Source organism: Enterobacter cloacae complex sp. IR5428, assembly GCF_049238585.1.
Classification (GTDB): domain Bacteria; phylum Pseudomonadota; class Gammaproteobacteria; order Enterobacterales; family Enterobacteriaceae; genus Enterobacter; species Enterobacter intestinihominis.
Genome location: NZ_JBMKHV010000011.1, coordinates 78,066 through 95,906, shown reverse-complemented (window position 1 = coordinate 95,906; position 17,841 = coordinate 78,066). Strand labels below are relative to the sequence as shown.

The following is a 17,841-nucleotide window of genomic DNA, read 5'->3' as shown; positions in this document are numbered from 1 at the left end:
GTAACTCAGTCATGCTGGCCTTCTTAAATCAGGTGCGCAAGCCGACCCTGGATCTGCCGCTCGACGTGCGGCGCAAAATGTGGTTCAAACCGTTCATGCAGTCCTATCTGGTGGTCTTCATCGGCTACCTGACTATGTACCTGATCCGCAAAAACTTTAACATCGCGCAGAACGACATGATCTCCACCTACGGGCTGAGCATGACGCAGTTGGGGATGATTGGCCTGGGCTTCTCCATCACCTATGGCGTGGGGAAAACCGTTGTTTCCTACTATGCGGACGGCAAAAACACCAAGCAGTTCCTGCCGTTTATGCTGATCCTCTCTGCCATCTGTATGCTCGGCTTCAGCGCCAGCATGGGCGCGGGCTCCGTCAGCCTGTTCCTGATGATCGCCTTTTACGCCCTGAGCGGTTTCTTCCAGAGCACCGGCGGGTCGTGCAGCTACTCCACCATCACCAAATGGACGCCGCGCCGCAAGCGGGGGTCGTACCTCGGCATGTGGAACATCTCCCACAACCTCGGCGGAGCGGGTGCGGCAGGCGTGGCGCTGTTCGGCGCGAACTACCTGTTCGACGGTCACGTCATCGGCATGTTTATCTTCCCGTCGATTATTGCCCTGATTGTTGGCTTTATCGGCCTGCGCTACGGCAGCGATTCCCCGGAATCGTACGGCCTCGGCAAAGCCGAAGAGCTGTTCGGGGAAGAGATCAGCGAAGAGGACAAAGAGACCGAAGAAAACGAGATGTCCAAATGGCAGATCTTTGTTGAGTACGTGCTGAAAAACAAAGTGATTTGGCTGCTCTGTTTCTCGAACATCTTCCTGTACGTGGTGCGCATTGGTATCGACCAGTGGTCCACCGTGTATGCCTTCCAGGAGCTGAAGCTTTCTAAAGAAGTGGCGATTCAGGGCTTCACCCTGTTTGAAGTGGGCGCGCTGGTCGGCACGCTGCTGTGGGGATGGCTCTCCGACCTCGCCAATGGCCGCCGCGCGCTGGTGGCCTGCGTCGCGCTGGCGCTGATTATCGCCACCCTTGGCGTTTACCAGCACGCCAGCAACCAGTACATTTACCTGGCGTCCCTGTTCGCGCTCGGCTTCCTGGTGTTTGGTCCGCAATTACTGATCGGTGTGGCGGCAGTGGGCTTCGTCCCGAAAAAAGCGATCGGCGCCGCCGATGGGATTAAGGGCACCTTCGCCTACCTGATCGGCGACAGCTTCGCCAAGCTGGGTCTGGGGATGATCGCCGACGGCACGCCGATTTTCGGCCTTACCGGCTGGGCGGGCACCTTCGCCGCGCTGGATGCCGCCGCGATTGGCTGTATCGTCCTGATGGCGATGGTTGCGGTGCTGGAAGAGCGTAAGATCCGCCGTGAGAATCGTGCGCAGAAATTAAAAGTAGCCTGAGTGTGCAGGTAACTTCTTTGCCCGGTGTGTGATGCCGGGCTTTTTTATTTTGCACGGCCTACCTTTACTCCGCTTTACACACTCGCTCCTCTCTATGCTCTACAGTGTTTTTGCTGCCGCCTTTCGTGCAGCCTTAGCCCTTTTGCTAACGGAGAGCTTGCATGTTAACCCGACGATTGTCCTGCCTGGCGCTGCTGATGGCGCTGGCGTCCCCCGCAATGGCCGCGGATGCCCCCACCTACGGCGAGAAGCTGGAAGGTTTTGACTACGGCTGGCCGGTAAAACACTTTACCTTTACCTCGCAGAACCAGCCTCTGGATATGGCTTACCTGGACGTGAAACCGGAAAAACCCAACGGCCGCACCGTGGTGCTGATGCACGGCAAAAACTTCTGCGCTGGCACCTGGGACGGCACTATCCGCGCGCTGTCGGCCGGTGGTTATCGCGTGATCGCCCCTGACCAGATTGGTTTTTGTAAATCCACCAAGCCGGAACATTACCAGTACACCTTCCAGCAGCTGGCGGATAACACCCACGCGCTGCTGAAAACGCTGGGCGTCGAGCGCGTGACGGTTATAGGACATTCGACCGGCGGCATGCTGGCAACCCGCTATGCGTTGATGTGGCCGCAGCAGGTGGAGCAGCTGGTGATGGTGAACCCGATTGGTCTGGAAGACTGGAAAGCGCGCGGCGTGCCGCATATTACGGTCGACCAGTGGTACCAGCGCGAGCTGAAAGTCAGCGCCGACGGTATTCGTCAGTACGAGAAAAACACCTACTACGCCGGGGAGTGGAAGCCGGAGTACGAGCGCTGGGTCACCATGCTCGCCGGGCTGAACAACGGGCCGGGTAAAGCGCGCGTGGCGTGGAACTCGGCGCTGCTCTACGACATGATTTATACCCAGCCGGTTGTCTATGAATTTAGCGAGCTGAAGATGCCGGTATTATTGATGATCGGCACGAAGGACAACACTGCCATCGGGAAAGATCTCGCCCCACCGGAGATCCGCAAGACGCTCGGCAATTACGCGGTGCTGGGCAAAGAGACGGCGAAGCGCATTCCGCACGCGACGCTGGTCGAGTTTAACGACATGGGCCACGCGCCGCAGATGCAGGATCCTGAACGTTTCCACGACGCGCTGCTGAAAGGGCTTCAGGCGCGCTGACGGGTCTCCAGCAACAGCCCGCGCAGCCACGCCTGCGCGGGATTGCTTTCATCGCAATTATCCAGCTTTTTTCGGTTCACTATTCTGGCCGTTCCCGCTGTTGACGCGCTGCGTTTCCCGCTATGATGGGCGGCTAGTCTAAGGAGAACGCATGGTCTGGATAATGCTGGCAACGCTTGCCGTGGTATTTGTGGTTGGATTTCGTGTCCTGACCTCAGACTCCCGCTGCGCCATCAAACGTTTAAGCGAGCGGCTGGGCATCACCCCGATGCCAGTCGAGTCGATGATCGATCAGTTCGGTAAAACGCCGGGCAATGAGTTTATCCGCTACCTTGAGCGCCCCGACGAGGCACATCTGCAAAATGCGGCGCAGGTGCTGCTCATCTGGCAGGTCTGCATTGTCGACGGCAGCGAAGAAAACCTGCATACCTGGCACCGCATGCTGCGCAAAGCCCGCCTTGCCGCACCCATTACCGATGCGCAAATTCGACTGGCACTTGGCTTTATGCGCGAAATGGAGCCCGATCCGCAGGAGCTGAACGCCTTCCAGCTGCGCTATAACCAGCTATTTCTGCCGGAAGAAGGTGTGTTTTATCTGCACTGATCCCCTCTAAAACCACAAAAGTTGTCAAATCGTTAAATCCGTCACACTTTTGATGATAAACTGCGCGACTTTTCCGCACGTTTTTATCTCAGGTGATGCCATGACAGAATATATCCAGCCCACGACTCCGCCGCAGGCCAAAGAGGTGTCTCGCCCCAACTGGTCGGCGGTTTTCTCCGTGGCGTTCTGCGTCGCCTGCCTGATCACCGTTGAGTTTCTGCCGGTCAGCCTGCTGACGCCGATGGCGCAGGATCTGGGCATTTCCGAAGGCGTGGCGGGGCAGTCCGTTACCGTCACCGCCTTTGTGGCGATGTTCGCCAGCCTGTTTATCACCCAGGCGATTGGCACCATTGACCGTCGTAAAGTGGTCATCCTGTTCAGCGTGCTGCTGACGCTCTCCTGCCTGCTGGTCTCTTTCGCTGAAAGCTTCACCCTGCTGCTGCTGGGTCGCGCCTGCCTGGGGCTGGGGTTAGGCGGCTTCTGGGCGATGTCGGCCTCGCTGACCATGCGCCTGGTGCCCGCGCGCACCGTGCCAAAAGCGCTGTCCGTTATCTTCGGCGCGGTCTCTATTGCGCTGGTGATTGCCGCGCCGCTGGGCAGCTTCCTTGGTGGGATTATCGGCTGGCGTAACGTCTTTAACGCGGCGGCAGTGATGGGCGTGCTGTGCATTATCTGGGTGTGGAAAGCGCTACCGTCTCTGCCGGGTGAAGCGGCGCACCACAAACAGAACATGTTCGCGCTGCTCAAGCGTCCGGGCGTGCTGGCGGGGATGACCGCCATCTTCATGGCCTTTGCCGGGCAGTTTGCCTTCTTTACCTATATTCGCCCGGTGTATATGACCATGGCGGGCTTTGACGTGGATGGCCTGACGCTGGTGCTGCTGAGCTTCGGTATCGCCAGCTTCGTCGGCACCTCACTGTCGTCTCAGTTCCTGAAGCGCTCCCTGAAGGTGGCGCTGGCGGGTGCGCCGCTGGTGCTGGCGATCAGTGCCGCGGTGCTGGTGCTGTGGGGCAGCGACAAGTGGGTCGCATCGGCGATTGCGATTGTCTGGGGCTTTGCCTTTGCGCTGGTGCCGGTGGGCTGGTCGACGTGGATCACCCGCTCGCTTGCCGATCAGGCGGAAAAAGCCGGGTCGATTCAGGTGGCGGTGATCCAGCTGGCGAACACCTGCGGCGCGGCGGTGGGCGGCGTAGCGCTCGACCATCTGGGGCTGACGTCACCGCTGGTGATCTCCGGTACGCTGATGCTGCTGACCGCGCTGCTGGTGGCGGGGAAGGTTAAGGCGAAGTAGTCAATTTTCCCCCTCACCCTAACCCTCTCCCCATAGGGGAGAGGGGACTGCTCGGTGCTGTCTTTTCACCCTCGCCCCTTTGGGTAGAGGGCCGGGGTGAGGGGACATTCGCTTACGCCGATGCCTTAACCCTTCTGCGTGAATCCATCGAAATCAACACCACCGACGACACAATCAGCAGCGTTCCCAGCCAGTCCGGCAGGGTGAATGCCACCCCCAGCAAAACCACCGACAGCAGCGCGCTGCTCAGGGGTTCGGCGCAGCTCAAAATGCTTGCCTTCGGCCCGCCGATCATCTGCGCGCCCTTCAGATACAGGCTGAACGTCAGCGCGGTGCCAATCACCACCAGGTAGAAAAACGCCAGCAGCAGGCCGCCGTCAATGGCGAAGGTGGTGCCGCGTCCGGCGTAGAACGGCGTCAGCATTAGTCCCGCAATCAACATACTCCAGCCGACAATCGGCAGCGTGCCGTAGCGGGCGATAAGCGTTGATGGATAGGTGGTGTAAAACGCCGCAGCAAACGCCGAGGCGATACCGAAGAACAGTGCGGCAGGCGAGATGGAGAGCGACGTCGGGTCGCCGTGGGTCACCAGCAGGAAGGTACCCACAAGCGATGTCAAAATCGCCGACAGGACAAACATGCCGGGACGCTTCTTCCGCGCCAGGGCGAACCACGCCACGATGATGGTTGGCGACAGGAACTGAAGCACGGTGGCCGTAGCGGCGTTGGATTTTTCAATCGTCAGCAGGAAGGTGAGCTGCACGGTGAGCGCGCCAACCAGTGAGAAAAACAGCAGGCTGAGGGCGTCCTTGCGGTTTTTGATGACCGAGAAAATCTTGTCGCCGTGAACGAAGGAGAGCGTCAGCAGGATCACGCCGGTAAACAGCAGGCGAACCATGGTCAGGTAAGGTGAAGAAATGTGGCTTTTCTCCATGATGTACTGCGCGCAAACCCCGGAACTGCCCCATAAAACGGCGGCGATCAGGACGTTGAGCATCCCTTTGCGTGTGGAACCCATGTTCTCCCCTGTTATGTTGTCGTTAATTGGCCAACAGCATAGCATGGTTGTGTGCGGCCTGATGCCCTCACCCCGGCCCTCTCCCACGGGGAGAGGGGGAAAACCGTAGGCCGGGTAAGCGTAGCGCCACCCGGCATGTTGTTGACCTTAGAACCACGCCTCCCACATCGCGCCGACGTTGAAGTCGTCCAGCGTCTCATCTTTGGTGTTGTTCACGCGCGCGGTGCGTTCGTTGTCCACTTTGCCGCCGGTCACGTAGAAGCGCAGCATCGGACGGAACTCCGGCCCCATGGCGATAGACATGTTCTGCGACAGGGTCAGCTTCCAGCCCTTGTTGTCGCCGCCGTTGTCGTAATCTACGTGCTGCCAGCCCGCTTCCAGCCAGGTGGAGTGAACGTCGTTCCACCAGTGCATCGGGCGCACGATGGCGTTGTAGTTCTTACGGTTGTCGGTGTCATCACGGCTGTTGTCATAGTCGTGGAAGGCGAGGATGTACTCCACCTGCGTGGCCTGGGTGAATTTATACAGCCCTTCGAAGCTGGCGTAGACCGTGGTCAGATCTTCGGTTTTGTTGAACACGCTGTTGTCCGAATTATCGGAGTAGCGGGCGATCACCTTGTTCACGCCGCTATCGTTGGTGTGGCTCAGCACCACGCCGCCCTGCCAGGCGTTCAGACGCTCGTCGCTCTCAACGGCTTTGGAGTCAAAACCGTAGTTGGCGTACAGCTCCAGGTCGATCGGGCCGAGCTTCATGCCGTGGATTTTTGAGGTGGCAGCGTAGTTGCCCTTGTCACCCGTGCCGGAGCCGCCGGTACAGGTGATGCGCGACGGGTTGGCTTCATCTTCCATCACTTCCGGGCTACAGGATTCCACCGCCGCCACGGCAGCCACGTCGAACTGCATGCCGCCGATGTCGAAGTTCTTCACCCCGGCGCCCTGGCCATCGTGGTTCATCCAGAAGTAATCGTTGATGCCCTGCTGCGGACGCTGGTGGAAGTCACGACCGGCCCAGAAGTAGGCGTTCGGGTTGGAGGCCATAATGTTGGTCACCCCGGCGTAAGCTTTTTTGAGGTTAACTTCGTCGCCCCAGTGGTCGATCATCACGTTGATGTCCCAGATGGCGCCGTTATCACCCTTGAAGGCCTTGGAGAGCTGGAATTCCCCGCCGTTGCCTTCGTTACCCAGACGACCAATCGCGGACGCGCCGTTGTAGGAGCCGTCCACCGCCACATACTTCTGGTCAGCGGCCTGGAAGTGCGCGCCGTAGCGGGCGTAGCCGGTAAATTTGATGCCAAACGGAATCGCCATGTCCGGGGATTGCGCTGCGCTCTGCGGCTCGGTGATGACGTCCGCTTTTTTCGCGACCGCCGCATCCATTTTCGCCTGACGCTCGGCCAGGGCTTTATCCACCGCTTTCGCCACAATGGCGTCAATTTGCTCCTGCGTAAATTCTTGCGCGAGCACGGAAATTGGACAAAGCGCGGCGATAACCGCCATGGTTAATGGAAGTTTTTTAATCGTATTCATGGTTATCTCAATATAGTTTAATTTTATTCAGACAATAACCATCCCGCTCCGATCTGACAGAATATGTCGCTATCATCAGAACAAGTGGATTTCTAGTTTTAGGTACAGAGGTATTACATTAATTTATTTCGCCATAGACTATCTCTGATATAAATGAATAATCTCTTCAGATAATTCACGCGCTAATAGCGAATTCATTAAATGATCCTGCGCGTGCACCATAATTAAGGTCATCGGCTGGCGGGCTTCGCCCGCGTCCTGCTCGATCAGTTTGGTCTGCATCTTGTGTGCCTGGCGCGCGTAGCCATCGGCTTCACGCAGCAGGCTTTTGGCTTCGTCAAGGTTGCCCTGGCGCGCCGCATGCAGCGCTTCGAAGCACAGGCTGCGGGACTGACCGGCGTTGACGATAATTTCCATTACGGCTTCTTCTAATGCGATCATCATTTTTACTCTTTATCAAAGCAATTATTTAAGGCGGTAGCGGCAAACCACTCTCCGCTTTTTTTAATGGTGCGCTGCTGCGTCTCCAAATCGAGCTGAATAAAACCGTAGCGGTTTTTATAGGCATTGCACCACGACCAGTTATCAATAAACGTCCACATATGGTAGCCAAGGCAATTGCAGCCTTCGCTAATACCTTTATGCAGCCACGCTAAATGCTCAGAAATAAATTCGATGCGGTACCGATCGTTTATCTGACCGTTTTCAATAAAGCGCTGCTCGTTTTCGACACCCATCCCGTTTTCAGAAATAAAACAGCGGGGGTTGCCGTAATTGTCGCGCAGGTTAACCAGAATATCGTAAATACCCGGCTCGTAAATTTCCCAGCCGCGGTACGGATTCATCTTGCGGCCCGGCATCTCGTAGCTATCAAAGAACCACTCCGGCATAAACGGCGCCTGCGGGTTCACCGCGCTGTCGCGACACTTCACGCGGCGCGGTTGATAGTAGTTAACGCCGAGCAGGTCGATTTTCCCTTCCGCAATCAGGAAACCGTCTTCCGGCTTGCAGGCGGGTAGCTGATCGTAAGATTTCAGCAATGCCACCAGGTCGGCCGGATACTCCCCGCGCAGCACCGGGTCGAGGAAGCTGCGGTTAAACATCAGATCCGCGATATGCGCCGCCTTCACGTCCGCCGGGTTCTGCGAACGCGGGTATGACGGCGTCAGGTTCAGCACGATGCCGATCTCCCCCGCGTAATGCCCGGCGCGGTAAGCCTGAACGGCCTTCGCATGGGCCAGCACCGTGTGATACGCCACGGTCGCCGCCCGACGAAAATCCACCACGTTCGGGTAATGGAAATCGTACAGATAACCGCCTTCCACCGGCACGATCGGCTCGTTGAAGGTAAACCAGTGCAGCACGCGGTCGCCAAACAGCTCGAAGCAGATCTGCGCATAGCGGGCGTAGGCGTCCACTACGTCACGGTTTTCCCAGCCGCCTATCTCCTGCATCGCCATCGGCATGTCGAAATGGAACAGGGTGATAAACGGCGTGATGCCCTGTTCATTCAGCTCATCAATGACCTGATTATAAAAATCGACCGCGTCCGGGTTCACTTCACCGATACCGTCGGGGATCAGGCGCGCCCAGCTAATCGAGGTGCGAAAGCTGTTGTGGTTCAGCTGCTTCAACAGCTGAATGTCCGTTTTCCAGTGCTGATAAAACGTGGAGGTGTGCTGCGGTCCCACGCCGTTGTGAAAACGGTTCGGCTCGCGGGCAAACCAGTAGTCCCACGTGGTTTCACCCTCTCGTGTCCCTTCCGTCTGGAGAGCGGAGCTTGCGCTGCCCCACCAGAAGTTATCGGGAAATGCGTATTTCATGACCCTTCCTCTTTGACTTAATTGCTAACTGTTTCAGCGGAGCCGACGGTTGCCTGGGCTTTCTGCTCTTCATTTTTGATGAGCGTACGCTCATAGGCGCGCAGGAACGGCAGGTACATCAGCGCCGACATCACCATGCAGACCAGGCACATCACCACCGGGCTCAGCGCCCAGTTCGCCGCCCACGAGGCGCCAATCGGCGCGGGCGTGGTCCACGGGGTTAACGAAACCACCTGGGCCAGCCAGCCGAGTTTGGTTGCGCCGTACGCCAGGCAGGCATTGACCAGCGGAACAAACACGAACGGGATAAACAGCATCGGGTTCATGATGATCGGCGCGCCGAACAGAATCGGTTCGTTGATGTTAAAGAAGCTTGGCACAACGCCCATTTTGCCGATGGTGCGCAGGTGAGTGGCGCGGCTGCGCAGCAGCAGGAACGCCAGCGGCAGGGTCGAGCCTACGCCGCCAATCAGCAGGTAGTGATCCCAGAAACCTTGCAGATAAACGTGCGGCAGCGCCGCGCCCGCCGCCAGCGCCGCCTGGTTTGCAGAGAGGTTCGCCATCCAGAACGGGTTCATGATGCCGGTGACAATCAGCGACCCGTGGATACCGGCAAACCAGAAGATCTGGCACAGCAGAACGGAGAGCAGAATCGCGGGCAGCGAGTCAGACGCGGACACCAGCGGCTCCAGCAGGTGCATAATCGCCTGCGGGATGATCATCCCGGTCTGCGCTTCAATGAACAGGTTCAGCGGATGCAGGGTACCAATCACCACCATCACCGGGATCAGGATCTCAAACGAACGCGCCACGCCGGTCGGCACCTCTTTCGGCAGGCGGATGGTGACGTTGTTCTGCTTCAGCCACGCGTACACACGGGTGGAGTAGATCGCGGTGATAAGCGCAGTGAAGATGCCCTGACCCGACAGATACTGCGTCGAAATTTTGCCGTCGGCATACGGCGCGGCGACCAGCAGGAAGGCCATAAAGGCCAGCAGACCGGACATCACCGGATCGAGGTTAAACTGACGTCCCAGGCTCGCCCCAATCCCCACCGAGATGAAGAAGGTCATCACGCCCATGCTGAGGTTAAAGGGCAGCATCAGCTGTTCGCGGTAGGTCTCGGAGAAATCCAGCCAGCCGCGGGCGAAGCTGTTGGTGGTATCCGCCGAAAACGGCGGGAAGATAAACACCAGCATAAACGAGCCGATGATCATAAACGGCAGCGCGGCGGTAAAGCCGTCGCGGATGGCAATCACATACTTTTGCTGACCGAGCTTCGCGGCCAGCGGCGTAATTGACTGTTCAATCACCGCGACCATGGATTGATATAACGAACTCATGTGAACACCTTTTAGTGTGCCGCTTCGATGAGCGACAGAGCATAGTCCAGTACTTTATCGCCACGCTGCATGCCGTAATCCATCATGTCGATGGGCTGCACCGGTATGCCTTGCGTCGCTGCCTTGTCTGAGAGTGTCTTTAACATGTATTTCACTTGCGGTCCGAGAAGCACCACCTGATAGTGCGGAAACTGCGTATCAAATTCGGATACGCCATACGCATCTATCTTCACGGGCAAGCCCCGTTCTTTTGCTACATCGATCATTTTGCTGACCAGCAGGCTGGTGGACATCCCGGCAGAGCAGCACAGCATAATCTTGAACATCGACGACCATCCTCAAAATGTAAAAAGTTATTGCGATGATGATTGGACATGATACGGAAACCGGTTTCCATTCATAAAAGACAGAAGTGTGACAACCATCAATATCCACTACTTATGACGCTAATTAACCGGATGTGGGTCACATAATTTGGCTGTTTTGACATCAAATTGAGTGGAAACGGAAAATCGGTTTCCATGGAAAACGGAAACGGATATACTCCGTCCTGGCTATAATGTGAGCCGTAGCGGTGATGGAAATTACAGACGCCAGTTGCGTCTGACAGGGGAGAGAGATGTCTACAATCAACGATGTATCGCGTCTGGCCGGGGTGTCCAAAGCCACGGTATCACGGGTGTTGAGCGGGTCGCGTGGCGTTAAAGAAGCCAGCCGACAGGCTGTTCTGAGAGCGGTGGATGAGCTGAACTATCGTCCGAACGTGATCGCCCAGTCGCTGCTCAGCCAGTCGACGGGCTGCATTGGGGTGATTTGCGCGCAGGAGAACATTAACCAGACCACCGGTTACCTGTACGCGCTGGAAAAACACCTCAGCCAGCATCAAAAACATCTGCTGCTGCGTTTCGCACACACGAAAACAGAAGTGATGAACGCCCTTGAAGAACTCTCCTGCGGCTTATGTGATGACATTCTGGTGATTGGCGCGCGTTTCCCGCTAGACGTGGACATGGACAACGTCATTCTGGTCGACTGTATGGAAGCCGATAACGCCAACAGCATTCAGTTCGATCACGCGTTCGCGGCTGAAACGGCCTGCAACTATCTCACCAGCCAGGGGCGTCGCCAGATAGCACTGATCCACCCGCACGGCAGCGGCTTTGCCGATCAGGTGCTGCTGGGTTACAAACATGCGCTGGAGAAAAACTTCCTGCCCTTTAATCGCAACCTCGTGTTTATGGACGCGACTTCATCGTCCGTTGCGCTTCAGGAATTACTCAACAACGCGTCCACGCTGAACTTCAACGCGCTGCTGGTGGCAGACGAGCAGGAAGCCCAGCGGGTGATCCCGCAGTTACAGGCGTTTAATAAATCGGTACCGGAAGACATCATGGTCTTCAGCCTCGGCGGTTCGCTGCATCTTCCGGGTATTCCGGTGATCCCGGCCATTGAGTATTCCATGGACGCCATGGCGGCGCGCATCGTGAGCTGGCTGACGGCGAAAACGCAGATGCTGGGGTCGTACGTGCTGCGCGGGGATTTGATTATTCCGGATGTGCGGAAGCGTTAAACATGTGATGTAGGCCGGGTAAGGCGCAGCCGCCACCCGGCGCTCAACCCTCAGTAATCTTCCATACAATCCACCTGACTTACTGCATCCCAGTAGGCGTCCAGGTTGTCACGCTTCACGGCGGTGATGGCATTTTTGATCAGCAGCCGATTGGCCTCAGACGACAAAATCATCGCCTGCCAGGCCTTATCGCTCTGCTTTTTCTGCGGGGTACAGGTTTTCTTCACATCTTTCAGGACCTGCTGTTTTATCTGGGCCTCTTTCTCCGGAGCGCTCTTCTCCAGCGCGTGAACAAACGCAGCGAAAATCAGGCAAACGAGCAGGCAAACCAGGTGTGCAGATTTCATTGAGACCTCCGGTAAAGTCACAGGCTTTCTCTGAAATGTATCGTTACATTCAGGCAGGCGATTCCAGCCGAAAGTATGAATTTACTTTTCACCTGGTATGAGAATCGCCCTCTCAGGCCGTTACTGAACCCCTCCACCCAGCGATTGCCACAGCGTGATGCGGTTTTCCAGGTCGGTTTGCTGCAAGGCAATCAGTGATTCCTGTGCTGACCACAGCGATCGCTGCGCGGTGAGCACCGTCAGATAATCGCCCGCGCCAGCCTTGTAACTGCGCGTCGCCACATCCAGCGTTTTTTGCTCCGCCGCCACGTATTCACGCTGGGCATCAAGCTGTTCGCTCAACGTTTCGCGCCGCGCCAGCGCGTCGGCCACGTCCTTAAACGCGCTCTGGATGGTCTTCTCATAGGTCGCAATTAACCCTTTTTTCTCCGCTTCCGCATAGCGCAGCTGCGCCATATTGTTGCCCCCGCTAAACAGCGGCAGGGTGATGGACGGCGCGAACGACCAGACCTTCATGCCGTGGCTGAACAGGGATGACAGCGAATCGCTGCCGACGCCCGCGCTGGCGGTCAGTGAAATGGTCGGGAAGAAGTTGGCGCGTGCCGCGCCGATGTTGGCGTTAGCGCTCAGCAGGTTATGTTCCGCCTCCTGAATGTCCGGGCGACGCAGCAGCGCGCTGGAGCTGACGCCCGCCGGGATCAGCGTGATGGCGTTATCGCTCAGGCTCTCCAGCGTGCCGGGCAGCAGGTTCGCGGGCACCGTATCGCCCGCCAGCAGGTTAAGGGCGTTTTTGTCCTGCATCACCAGCGTCTGGTAGCTCGCCACGCTGGCGCGCGCCTGCTGGTAAACCGCCATCGCTTCACTGACGTCCGTGGCCGCTGCCACACCTACTTCCTGCTGACGTTTAACGATTTTGAGCGAGTTCGCGGCGCTCTCCAGGGTGGATTTCGCCAGCGCCAGATTGCTGTTATCCGCCGCCAGCGTCACCCAGGCCGTGGTCAGCTCGCTGACCATCGTCAGGCGCGTGTTCTGCGCGGTGAACTCGCTGGCAAGCCAGGTTTCACGCGCGGCGCGCGACAGGCTCTGGTTGCGGCCAAATAGATCCAGTTCGAAGCTGGAGACCGTGCCGTTGGCTTCGTCGCTCGTCGCGACGCCGCTCGCCAGCGTGCGGCTGCGGGTGTGGCTCAGTTCCGCGTCCACCGTCGGGAACAGGGACGAGCGCGTTTCGCCATACTGGGCACGGGCGGCGTCGATATCCGCAATCGCTTTTTGCACGTCGCGGTTGCTGTTGAGCGCCATCGTCACCACGCTTTTCAGCCGCGCATCATTCATCACCTGCTGCCACTGGCTCACCACGGCGCTGGCTTCGCCGTGCGCGCCGGGCAGTGTGGCCGGAACGGGTGCGTCCGGGCGCTGATACGTGGGATCTAATGACACACAGCCTGCGCTCAGCAGTGCTAACGCTAAAACAGTTACACGAAACATTATGACCTCCGGTTTGCGTGCTTACCGGAGAACAGACGTTTCACCAGTACAAAGAATAAAGGAACGAAGAAGATCGCCAGCAGCGTCGCGGCCAGCGTCCCGCCGATAATGCCGGTGCCGATCGCCACGCGGCTGTTGGCCCCCGCGCCGGTGGCAATCGCCAGCGGCGTCACGCCTGCGATAAACGCCAGCGAGGTCATGATGATCGGACGCAGACGCGTCTGGGCGGCCCGCAGGGCGGCGCGCGTCAGGGAGTAGCCTTCGGCCACTTTGGCTTCGGCAAACTCGACAATCAGAATGGCGTTCTTCGACGACAGACCGATGGTGGTCAGCAGCGCCACCTGGAAATAGACATCGTTGCTCAGGCCGCGCAGGGAGGCGGCAATGGCCGCGCCCAGCACCCCAAGCGGGATCACGAGGATCACCGAAATGGGCACCGACCAGCTCTCATACAGTGCCGCCAGGCACAGGAACACCACGAGGATGGAGAGGGCATAAAGGCTCATCGCCTGACCGCTCGCCAGTTTTTCCTGCAACGACAAACCGCTCCACGCCCAGGTGCTGCCGGACGGCAGGTTATTCGCCAACTGCTCCATTTTGCTCATCGCCGTACCGGAGCTGGCGCCGCTGGCGTTCTCGCCCTGAATTTCATACGCCGCCGAGCCGTTGTAGCGCACCAGGCTTTCCGGGCCATACTCCCAGCGGGTGGTGGCGAAGGCGGAGAATGGGGTCATAGTGCTGTCGCTGCCGCGCACATACCATTTGTTGAGATCCGACGGTACCGCGCGATAGTCGCTGTCGCCCTGGATGTAGACCTTTTTCACGCGGCCACGGTCAATGAAGTCGTTCACGTAGGTGCCGCCCCAGGCGCTGGACAGGGTGTCGGTGACGTCGCTCAGGGAGAGCCCCAGCGACACGGCTTTGTTGTTATCGATATCCACCTGAAGCTGCGGCATCTGCGGCAGATCGTTGGCGCGCACGGCGTGCAGCGAGCTGTCCTGATTCGCTTCGCCAATCAGCTGGTTACGCAGTTTCAGCAGCGCGTCGCGGTCGGTGCCGCCGCTCGCCATCAGCTCAAAGGTAAAGCCGTTGCTCTGGCCCAGACCGTCCACTGCCGGCGGTGTCATCGCAAAGATGGTGGCATCGCGGATGGCGCTCAGCTCCTGCGTGGCGCGCAGGGCAATGGCCTGCGCGGTGTTTTCCTCGCCTTTACGCTCTGACCAGTTTTTCAGGGAGACGAACGCCATCCCGGCGTTCTGGCCGCTGCCGCTGAAGCTGAAACCTTCGACGGTAAAGATCACGTCGGTATTGGCTTTCTCTTTGGTGAGGAACCACTCGCGTACCTGGCGGCTTACCTCTGCGGTACGCACCGCGGTTGCACCGGCAGGGAGGGTGTACTGCACCATGATTTCACCCTGGTCTTCGGTTGGCAGGAAGCTGCCCGGCAGTTTCAGCATGGCGAACCCCATCGCGCCGCAGAGCAGGGCGAAGATCACCAGCATGCCGCCGGAACGGCGCAGGGCGCGCAGAACCTTATTCTGATAGCCGTGCTCGGTCTTACTGTAGAAGCGGTTAAACGCGCCGAAGAAGCCCTTTTTGTGCGGAGCGGTGTGATTCAGGATCGAGCCGCACAGCGCGGGCGTCAGGGTCAGCGCCACCACCACGGAGAGGAACATCGCTGAAATAATGGTGACCGAGAACTGACGGTAAATGACCCCGGTAGAGCCGCCGAAGAAGGCCATCGGCAGGAATACCGCAGAGAGCACCAGCGCAATGGCGATCAGCGCGCCGGAAATTTCGCCCATCGATTTTTCGGTCGCTTCCCGGGCGGGCAGCCCTTCGTCTCGCATAATACGCTCGACGTTTTCCACCACCACGATGGCGTCATCCACCAAAAGTCCTATCGCCAGCACCATGGCAAACAGCGTCAGGGTGTTGATGGAGTAACCGAACAGCGCCAGTACGCCGAAGGTGCCCAGCAGCACCACCGGCACCGCCAGCGCCGGGATCAGCGTCGCGCGGATGTTTTGCAGAAACAGGTACATCACCACCACCACGAGGATAATGGCTTCGAACAGGGTCTGAATCACGTCCTCAACGGAGATCTTGATGAACTCGGTGCTGTCTTTCGGGTAGGCCACGTCGTAGCCTTCCGGCATCGACTTTTTGAACTCGGCGATCTTGTCTTTTACCGCCGTGGCGGTGTTAAGCGCGTTGGCGCCCGGCGAGAGCATCACCGCCATACCCGCCGCCGGGTGGCCGTTCAGCTTCGCGGTGGCGGTGTAATCTTCGCTGCCCATCTCCACGCGCGCGACGTCGCTGATGCGCACCACCGCACCGTTGGACTGGCTCTTGACGATGATTTTTTTGAACTCATCGACCGTTTGCAGACGCGACTGAGCGCGAACGGTGGCGGTCAGCTGTTGGGCGTTCGACGAGGGCAGCGCGCCGATTTTACCGGCGGAGACCTGCACGTTCTGCGCTTCAATCGCGCTCTGCACGTCGGAGGGCATCAGCGAGTACGACGCCAGCTTCGCCGGGTCGAGCCAGATGCGCATCGCGTATTCTGCACCGAACACCTGCAGGCTGCCGACGCCATCCACGCGCGCCAGCGGATCCTGCATATTACTCACCAGCCAGTCGGCGATATCCGAGCTGCTGGCGGTGTCGGTTTTATCATATACGCCCATGATCAGCAGGAAGTTGCTCTGGGATTTTTCGACGGTGATCCCGGACTGCTGCACCTCGGTCGGCAGGCGTGATTCCGCCTGCTGGACTTTGTTCTGCACCTGTACCTGAGCGGTGTCCGGATCGGTTCCCTGTTCAAACGTGACGTTGATGCTCACCGAACCGTCCGAGCTGCTGGTGGAGGTGAAGTAGAGCAGGTTATCCAGCCCGGTGAGCTGCTGCTCGATCACCTGCGTCACGCTGTTCTCCAGCGTTTGTGCGGAGGCGCCGGTGTAGGTGGCGGATATTTTGATCGACGGCGGGGCAACGTCCGGGTACTGCGCAACGGGCAGCGTGCGGATCGCCAGTATCCCGGCGAGCATGATGAGAATGGCGATAACCCAGGCAAAGACCGGGCGACGCACGAAGAAACGGGAAAACATCAGGCGTTTCCTCCGTTGGTTTTCATCTCTTCAGCTTTCACTTCCTGCCCGGCGGTGACTTTGTCGGTGCCTTCCACAATCAGCTTATCGCCCGCCTTCAGGCCATTCAGCACCAGCCATTTATCGCCGTAGGTGTCGCCCGTCTCCAGCTGACGCTGCTCGACCTTGTTGCTGGCGTTCACCACCAGCGCGGTGGCGGTACCTTTGGCGTCGCGAGTGATGCCCTGCTGCGGCGCGAGGATCGCGTCATTCATGATGCCTTCATCCACTCGGGCGCGGACGAACATGCCCGGCAGAAGCTGATGCTGCGGGTTCGGGAAGACGGCGCGCAGGGTGACTGAGCCGGTAGACTCATCCACCGCCACTTCGGTTAACGCCAGATGGCCTTTTTCGCTGTAGCTGCTGCCGTCTTCGAGGATCAACGACACGTTCAGCGTATCGCTGTTGCTGGCGAGGGTTTGCTTGCGTAATCGCAGCAGATCGGCGCTGGAACGGGTTAAATCGACGTACATACTGTCCAGCCCGCGAATAGTGGCCAGCGCGGTATCCTGCTGGGCGGTCACCAGCGCGCCGGGGGTCACAGAGGAGATGCCGATACGTCCGGCAATCGGCGCGGTGACGGTGGTCCAGTTGAGGTTAATGCGGGCACTTTCCAGCGCGGCTTTCTTTGACTCGACGCTGGCCTTGTCCTGCGCGCAGGTGGACTTCGCGTCTTCCGCATCCTGACGTGATACGCCGTCGTCCTTCACCAGCTGCGCATAGCGCCGGGCTTTCTGGCAGTCGGCCTGCACCAGCGCCTGCGCCTGTTTTAGTGCGGCGGCAGCTTCATCATAAGCGGCGCGGTAGCTGGAAGGATCGATCTGATACAGCGCCTGCCCGGCCTTGACCGTATCGCCTTCGGTGAAGAGCCGTTTCTTAATAATGCCGCCCACCTGAGGGCGCACTTCGGCGCTCATCGCGGCGGCGGTGCGGCCGGTCAGCTCGCTGACCACGGACACCGGCTGGCTCATGAGTGTGACAATCCCCACTTCCGGAAGAGGACGCTGGGGAGCAGATGTTTGCGCATTATCGCACCCTGTCAGGAGGAGTAATGCTGCGATGGAGGTTGTTATGGTTTTCATAATCTTTTTCCAGGGTGAACGAAGCCTGCCCTG

The 17,841-nt window shown here is 58.5% G+C and carries 15 protein-coding genes; 5 read left to right on the top strand and 10 right to left on the bottom strand.

Annotated features, from left to right (window positions below):
- Positions 1–11: 11 nt before the first annotated feature.
- From uhpT to nepI, 4 genes are all read left to right on the top strand, one after another.
- A complete protein-coding gene (gene uhpT / locus ACOTXC_RS16650) occupies positions 12–1,403 on the top strand; it encodes a hexose-6-phosphate:phosphate antiporter (protein ID WP_023298970.1) in 1,392 nt (463 codons plus the stop codon).
- Between the two features lie 161 nt (positions 1,404–1,564).
- Positions 1,565–2,569, top strand: coding sequence for an alpha/beta fold hydrolase (locus tag ACOTXC_RS16645; RefSeq protein ID WP_023298971.1), 1,005 nt, complete (start codon positions 1,565–1,567; stop codon positions 2,567–2,569).
- Between the two features lie 151 nt (positions 2,570–2,720).
- Positions 2,721–3,173 carry a DUF1198 domain-containing protein gene (locus ACOTXC_RS16640; protein WP_421767848.1) on the top strand — a complete coding sequence of 151 codons (453 nt, stop codon included), beginning with the start codon at positions 2,721–2,723 and terminating at the stop codon, positions 3,171–3,173.
- 100 nt (positions 3,174–3,273) lie between these two features.
- A complete protein-coding gene (nepI, locus tag ACOTXC_RS16635; protein WP_336196606.1) occupies positions 3,274–4,464 on the top strand; it encodes a purine ribonucleoside efflux pump NepI in 1,191 nt (396 codons plus the stop codon).
- Between the two features lie 112 nt (positions 4,465–4,576).
- Here the strand turns inward: nepI and ACOTXC_RS16630 are convergent, their stop codons facing one another.
- The 6 genes from ACOTXC_RS16630 to ACOTXC_RS16605 all read right to left on the bottom strand — a co-directional run bounded on the left by ACOTXC_RS16630 (position 4,577) and on the right by ACOTXC_RS16605 (position 10,501).
- Entirely contained in the window at positions 4,577–5,482 is a 906-nt protein-coding gene (locus tag ACOTXC_RS16630; RefSeq protein WP_023298973.1) for an EamA family transporter, read from the bottom strand.
- A gap of 147 nt (positions 5,483–5,629) precedes the next feature.
- The gene (locus ACOTXC_RS16625) at positions 5,630–7,009 is read right to left on the bottom strand and encodes a carbohydrate porin (protein WP_126314396.1); all 1,380 of its coding nucleotides are present in this window, start codon (positions 7,007–7,009) and stop codon (positions 5,630–5,632) included.
- A 138-nt stretch (positions 7,010–7,147) separates the two neighbouring features.
- Positions 7,148–7,450: a PTS lactose/cellobiose transporter subunit IIA gene (locus ACOTXC_RS16620; protein WP_014168006.1), complete on the bottom strand. Its 303-nt coding sequence runs from the start codon at positions 7,448–7,450 to the stop codon at positions 7,148–7,150.
- Between the two features lie 5 nt (positions 7,451–7,455).
- A complete protein-coding gene (locus ACOTXC_RS16615; protein WP_063148195.1) occupies positions 7,456–8,832 on the bottom strand; it encodes a glycoside hydrolase family 1 protein in 1,377 nt (458 codons plus the stop codon).
- A 17-nt stretch (positions 8,833–8,849) separates the two neighbouring features.
- The gene (locus ACOTXC_RS16610) at positions 8,850–10,175 is read right to left on the bottom strand and encodes a PTS sugar transporter subunit IIC (protein WP_063841687.1); all 1,326 of its coding nucleotides are present in this window, start codon (positions 10,173–10,175) and stop codon (positions 8,850–8,852) included.
- A gap of 11 nt (positions 10,176–10,186) precedes the next feature.
- Positions 10,187–10,501, bottom strand: a complete 315-nt coding sequence (locus tag ACOTXC_RS16605) for a PTS sugar transporter subunit IIB (protein ID WP_003861034.1) — start codon at positions 10,499–10,501, stop codon at positions 10,187–10,189.
- A 293-nt stretch (positions 10,502–10,794) separates the two neighbouring features.
- On the opposite strand from ACOTXC_RS16605, the gene ACOTXC_RS16600 reads away from it, so the two are divergent.
- Positions 10,795–11,745: a LacI family DNA-binding transcriptional regulator gene (locus ACOTXC_RS16600; protein ID WP_022646566.1), complete on the top strand. Its 951-nt coding sequence runs from the start codon at positions 10,795–10,797 to the stop codon at positions 11,743–11,745.
- A gap of 50 nt (positions 11,746–11,795) precedes the next feature.
- Here the strand turns inward: ACOTXC_RS16600 and ACOTXC_RS16595 are convergent, their stop codons facing one another.
- From ACOTXC_RS16595 to ACOTXC_RS16580, 4 genes are all read right to left on the bottom strand, one after another.
- On the bottom strand, positions 11,796–12,092 hold the full coding sequence (locus ACOTXC_RS16595) for a YicS family protein (RefSeq protein WP_126314398.1): 297 nt from the start codon (positions 12,090–12,092) through the stop codon (positions 11,796–11,798).
- A gap of 120 nt (positions 12,093–12,212) precedes the next feature.
- On the bottom strand, positions 12,213–13,577 hold the full coding sequence (locus ACOTXC_RS16590; RefSeq protein ID WP_046621855.1) for an efflux transporter outer membrane subunit: 1,365 nt from the start codon (positions 13,575–13,577) through the stop codon (positions 12,213–12,215).
- Positions 13,577–16,687, bottom strand: a complete 3,111-nt coding sequence (locus ACOTXC_RS16585) for an efflux RND transporter permease subunit (protein WP_032626664.1) — start codon at positions 16,685–16,687, stop codon at positions 13,577–13,579. Before ACOTXC_RS16585 ends, ACOTXC_RS16590 begins: the two co-directional genes overlap by 1 nt.
- On the bottom strand, positions 16,687–17,808 hold the full coding sequence (locus ACOTXC_RS16580) for an efflux RND transporter periplasmic adaptor subunit (RefSeq protein ID WP_421767847.1): 1,122 nt from the start codon (positions 17,806–17,808) through the stop codon (positions 16,687–16,689). The genes ACOTXC_RS16585 and ACOTXC_RS16580 overlap by 1 nt, the downstream gene beginning before the upstream one ends.
- Between the last annotated feature and the right edge of the window lie 33 nt (positions 17,809–17,841).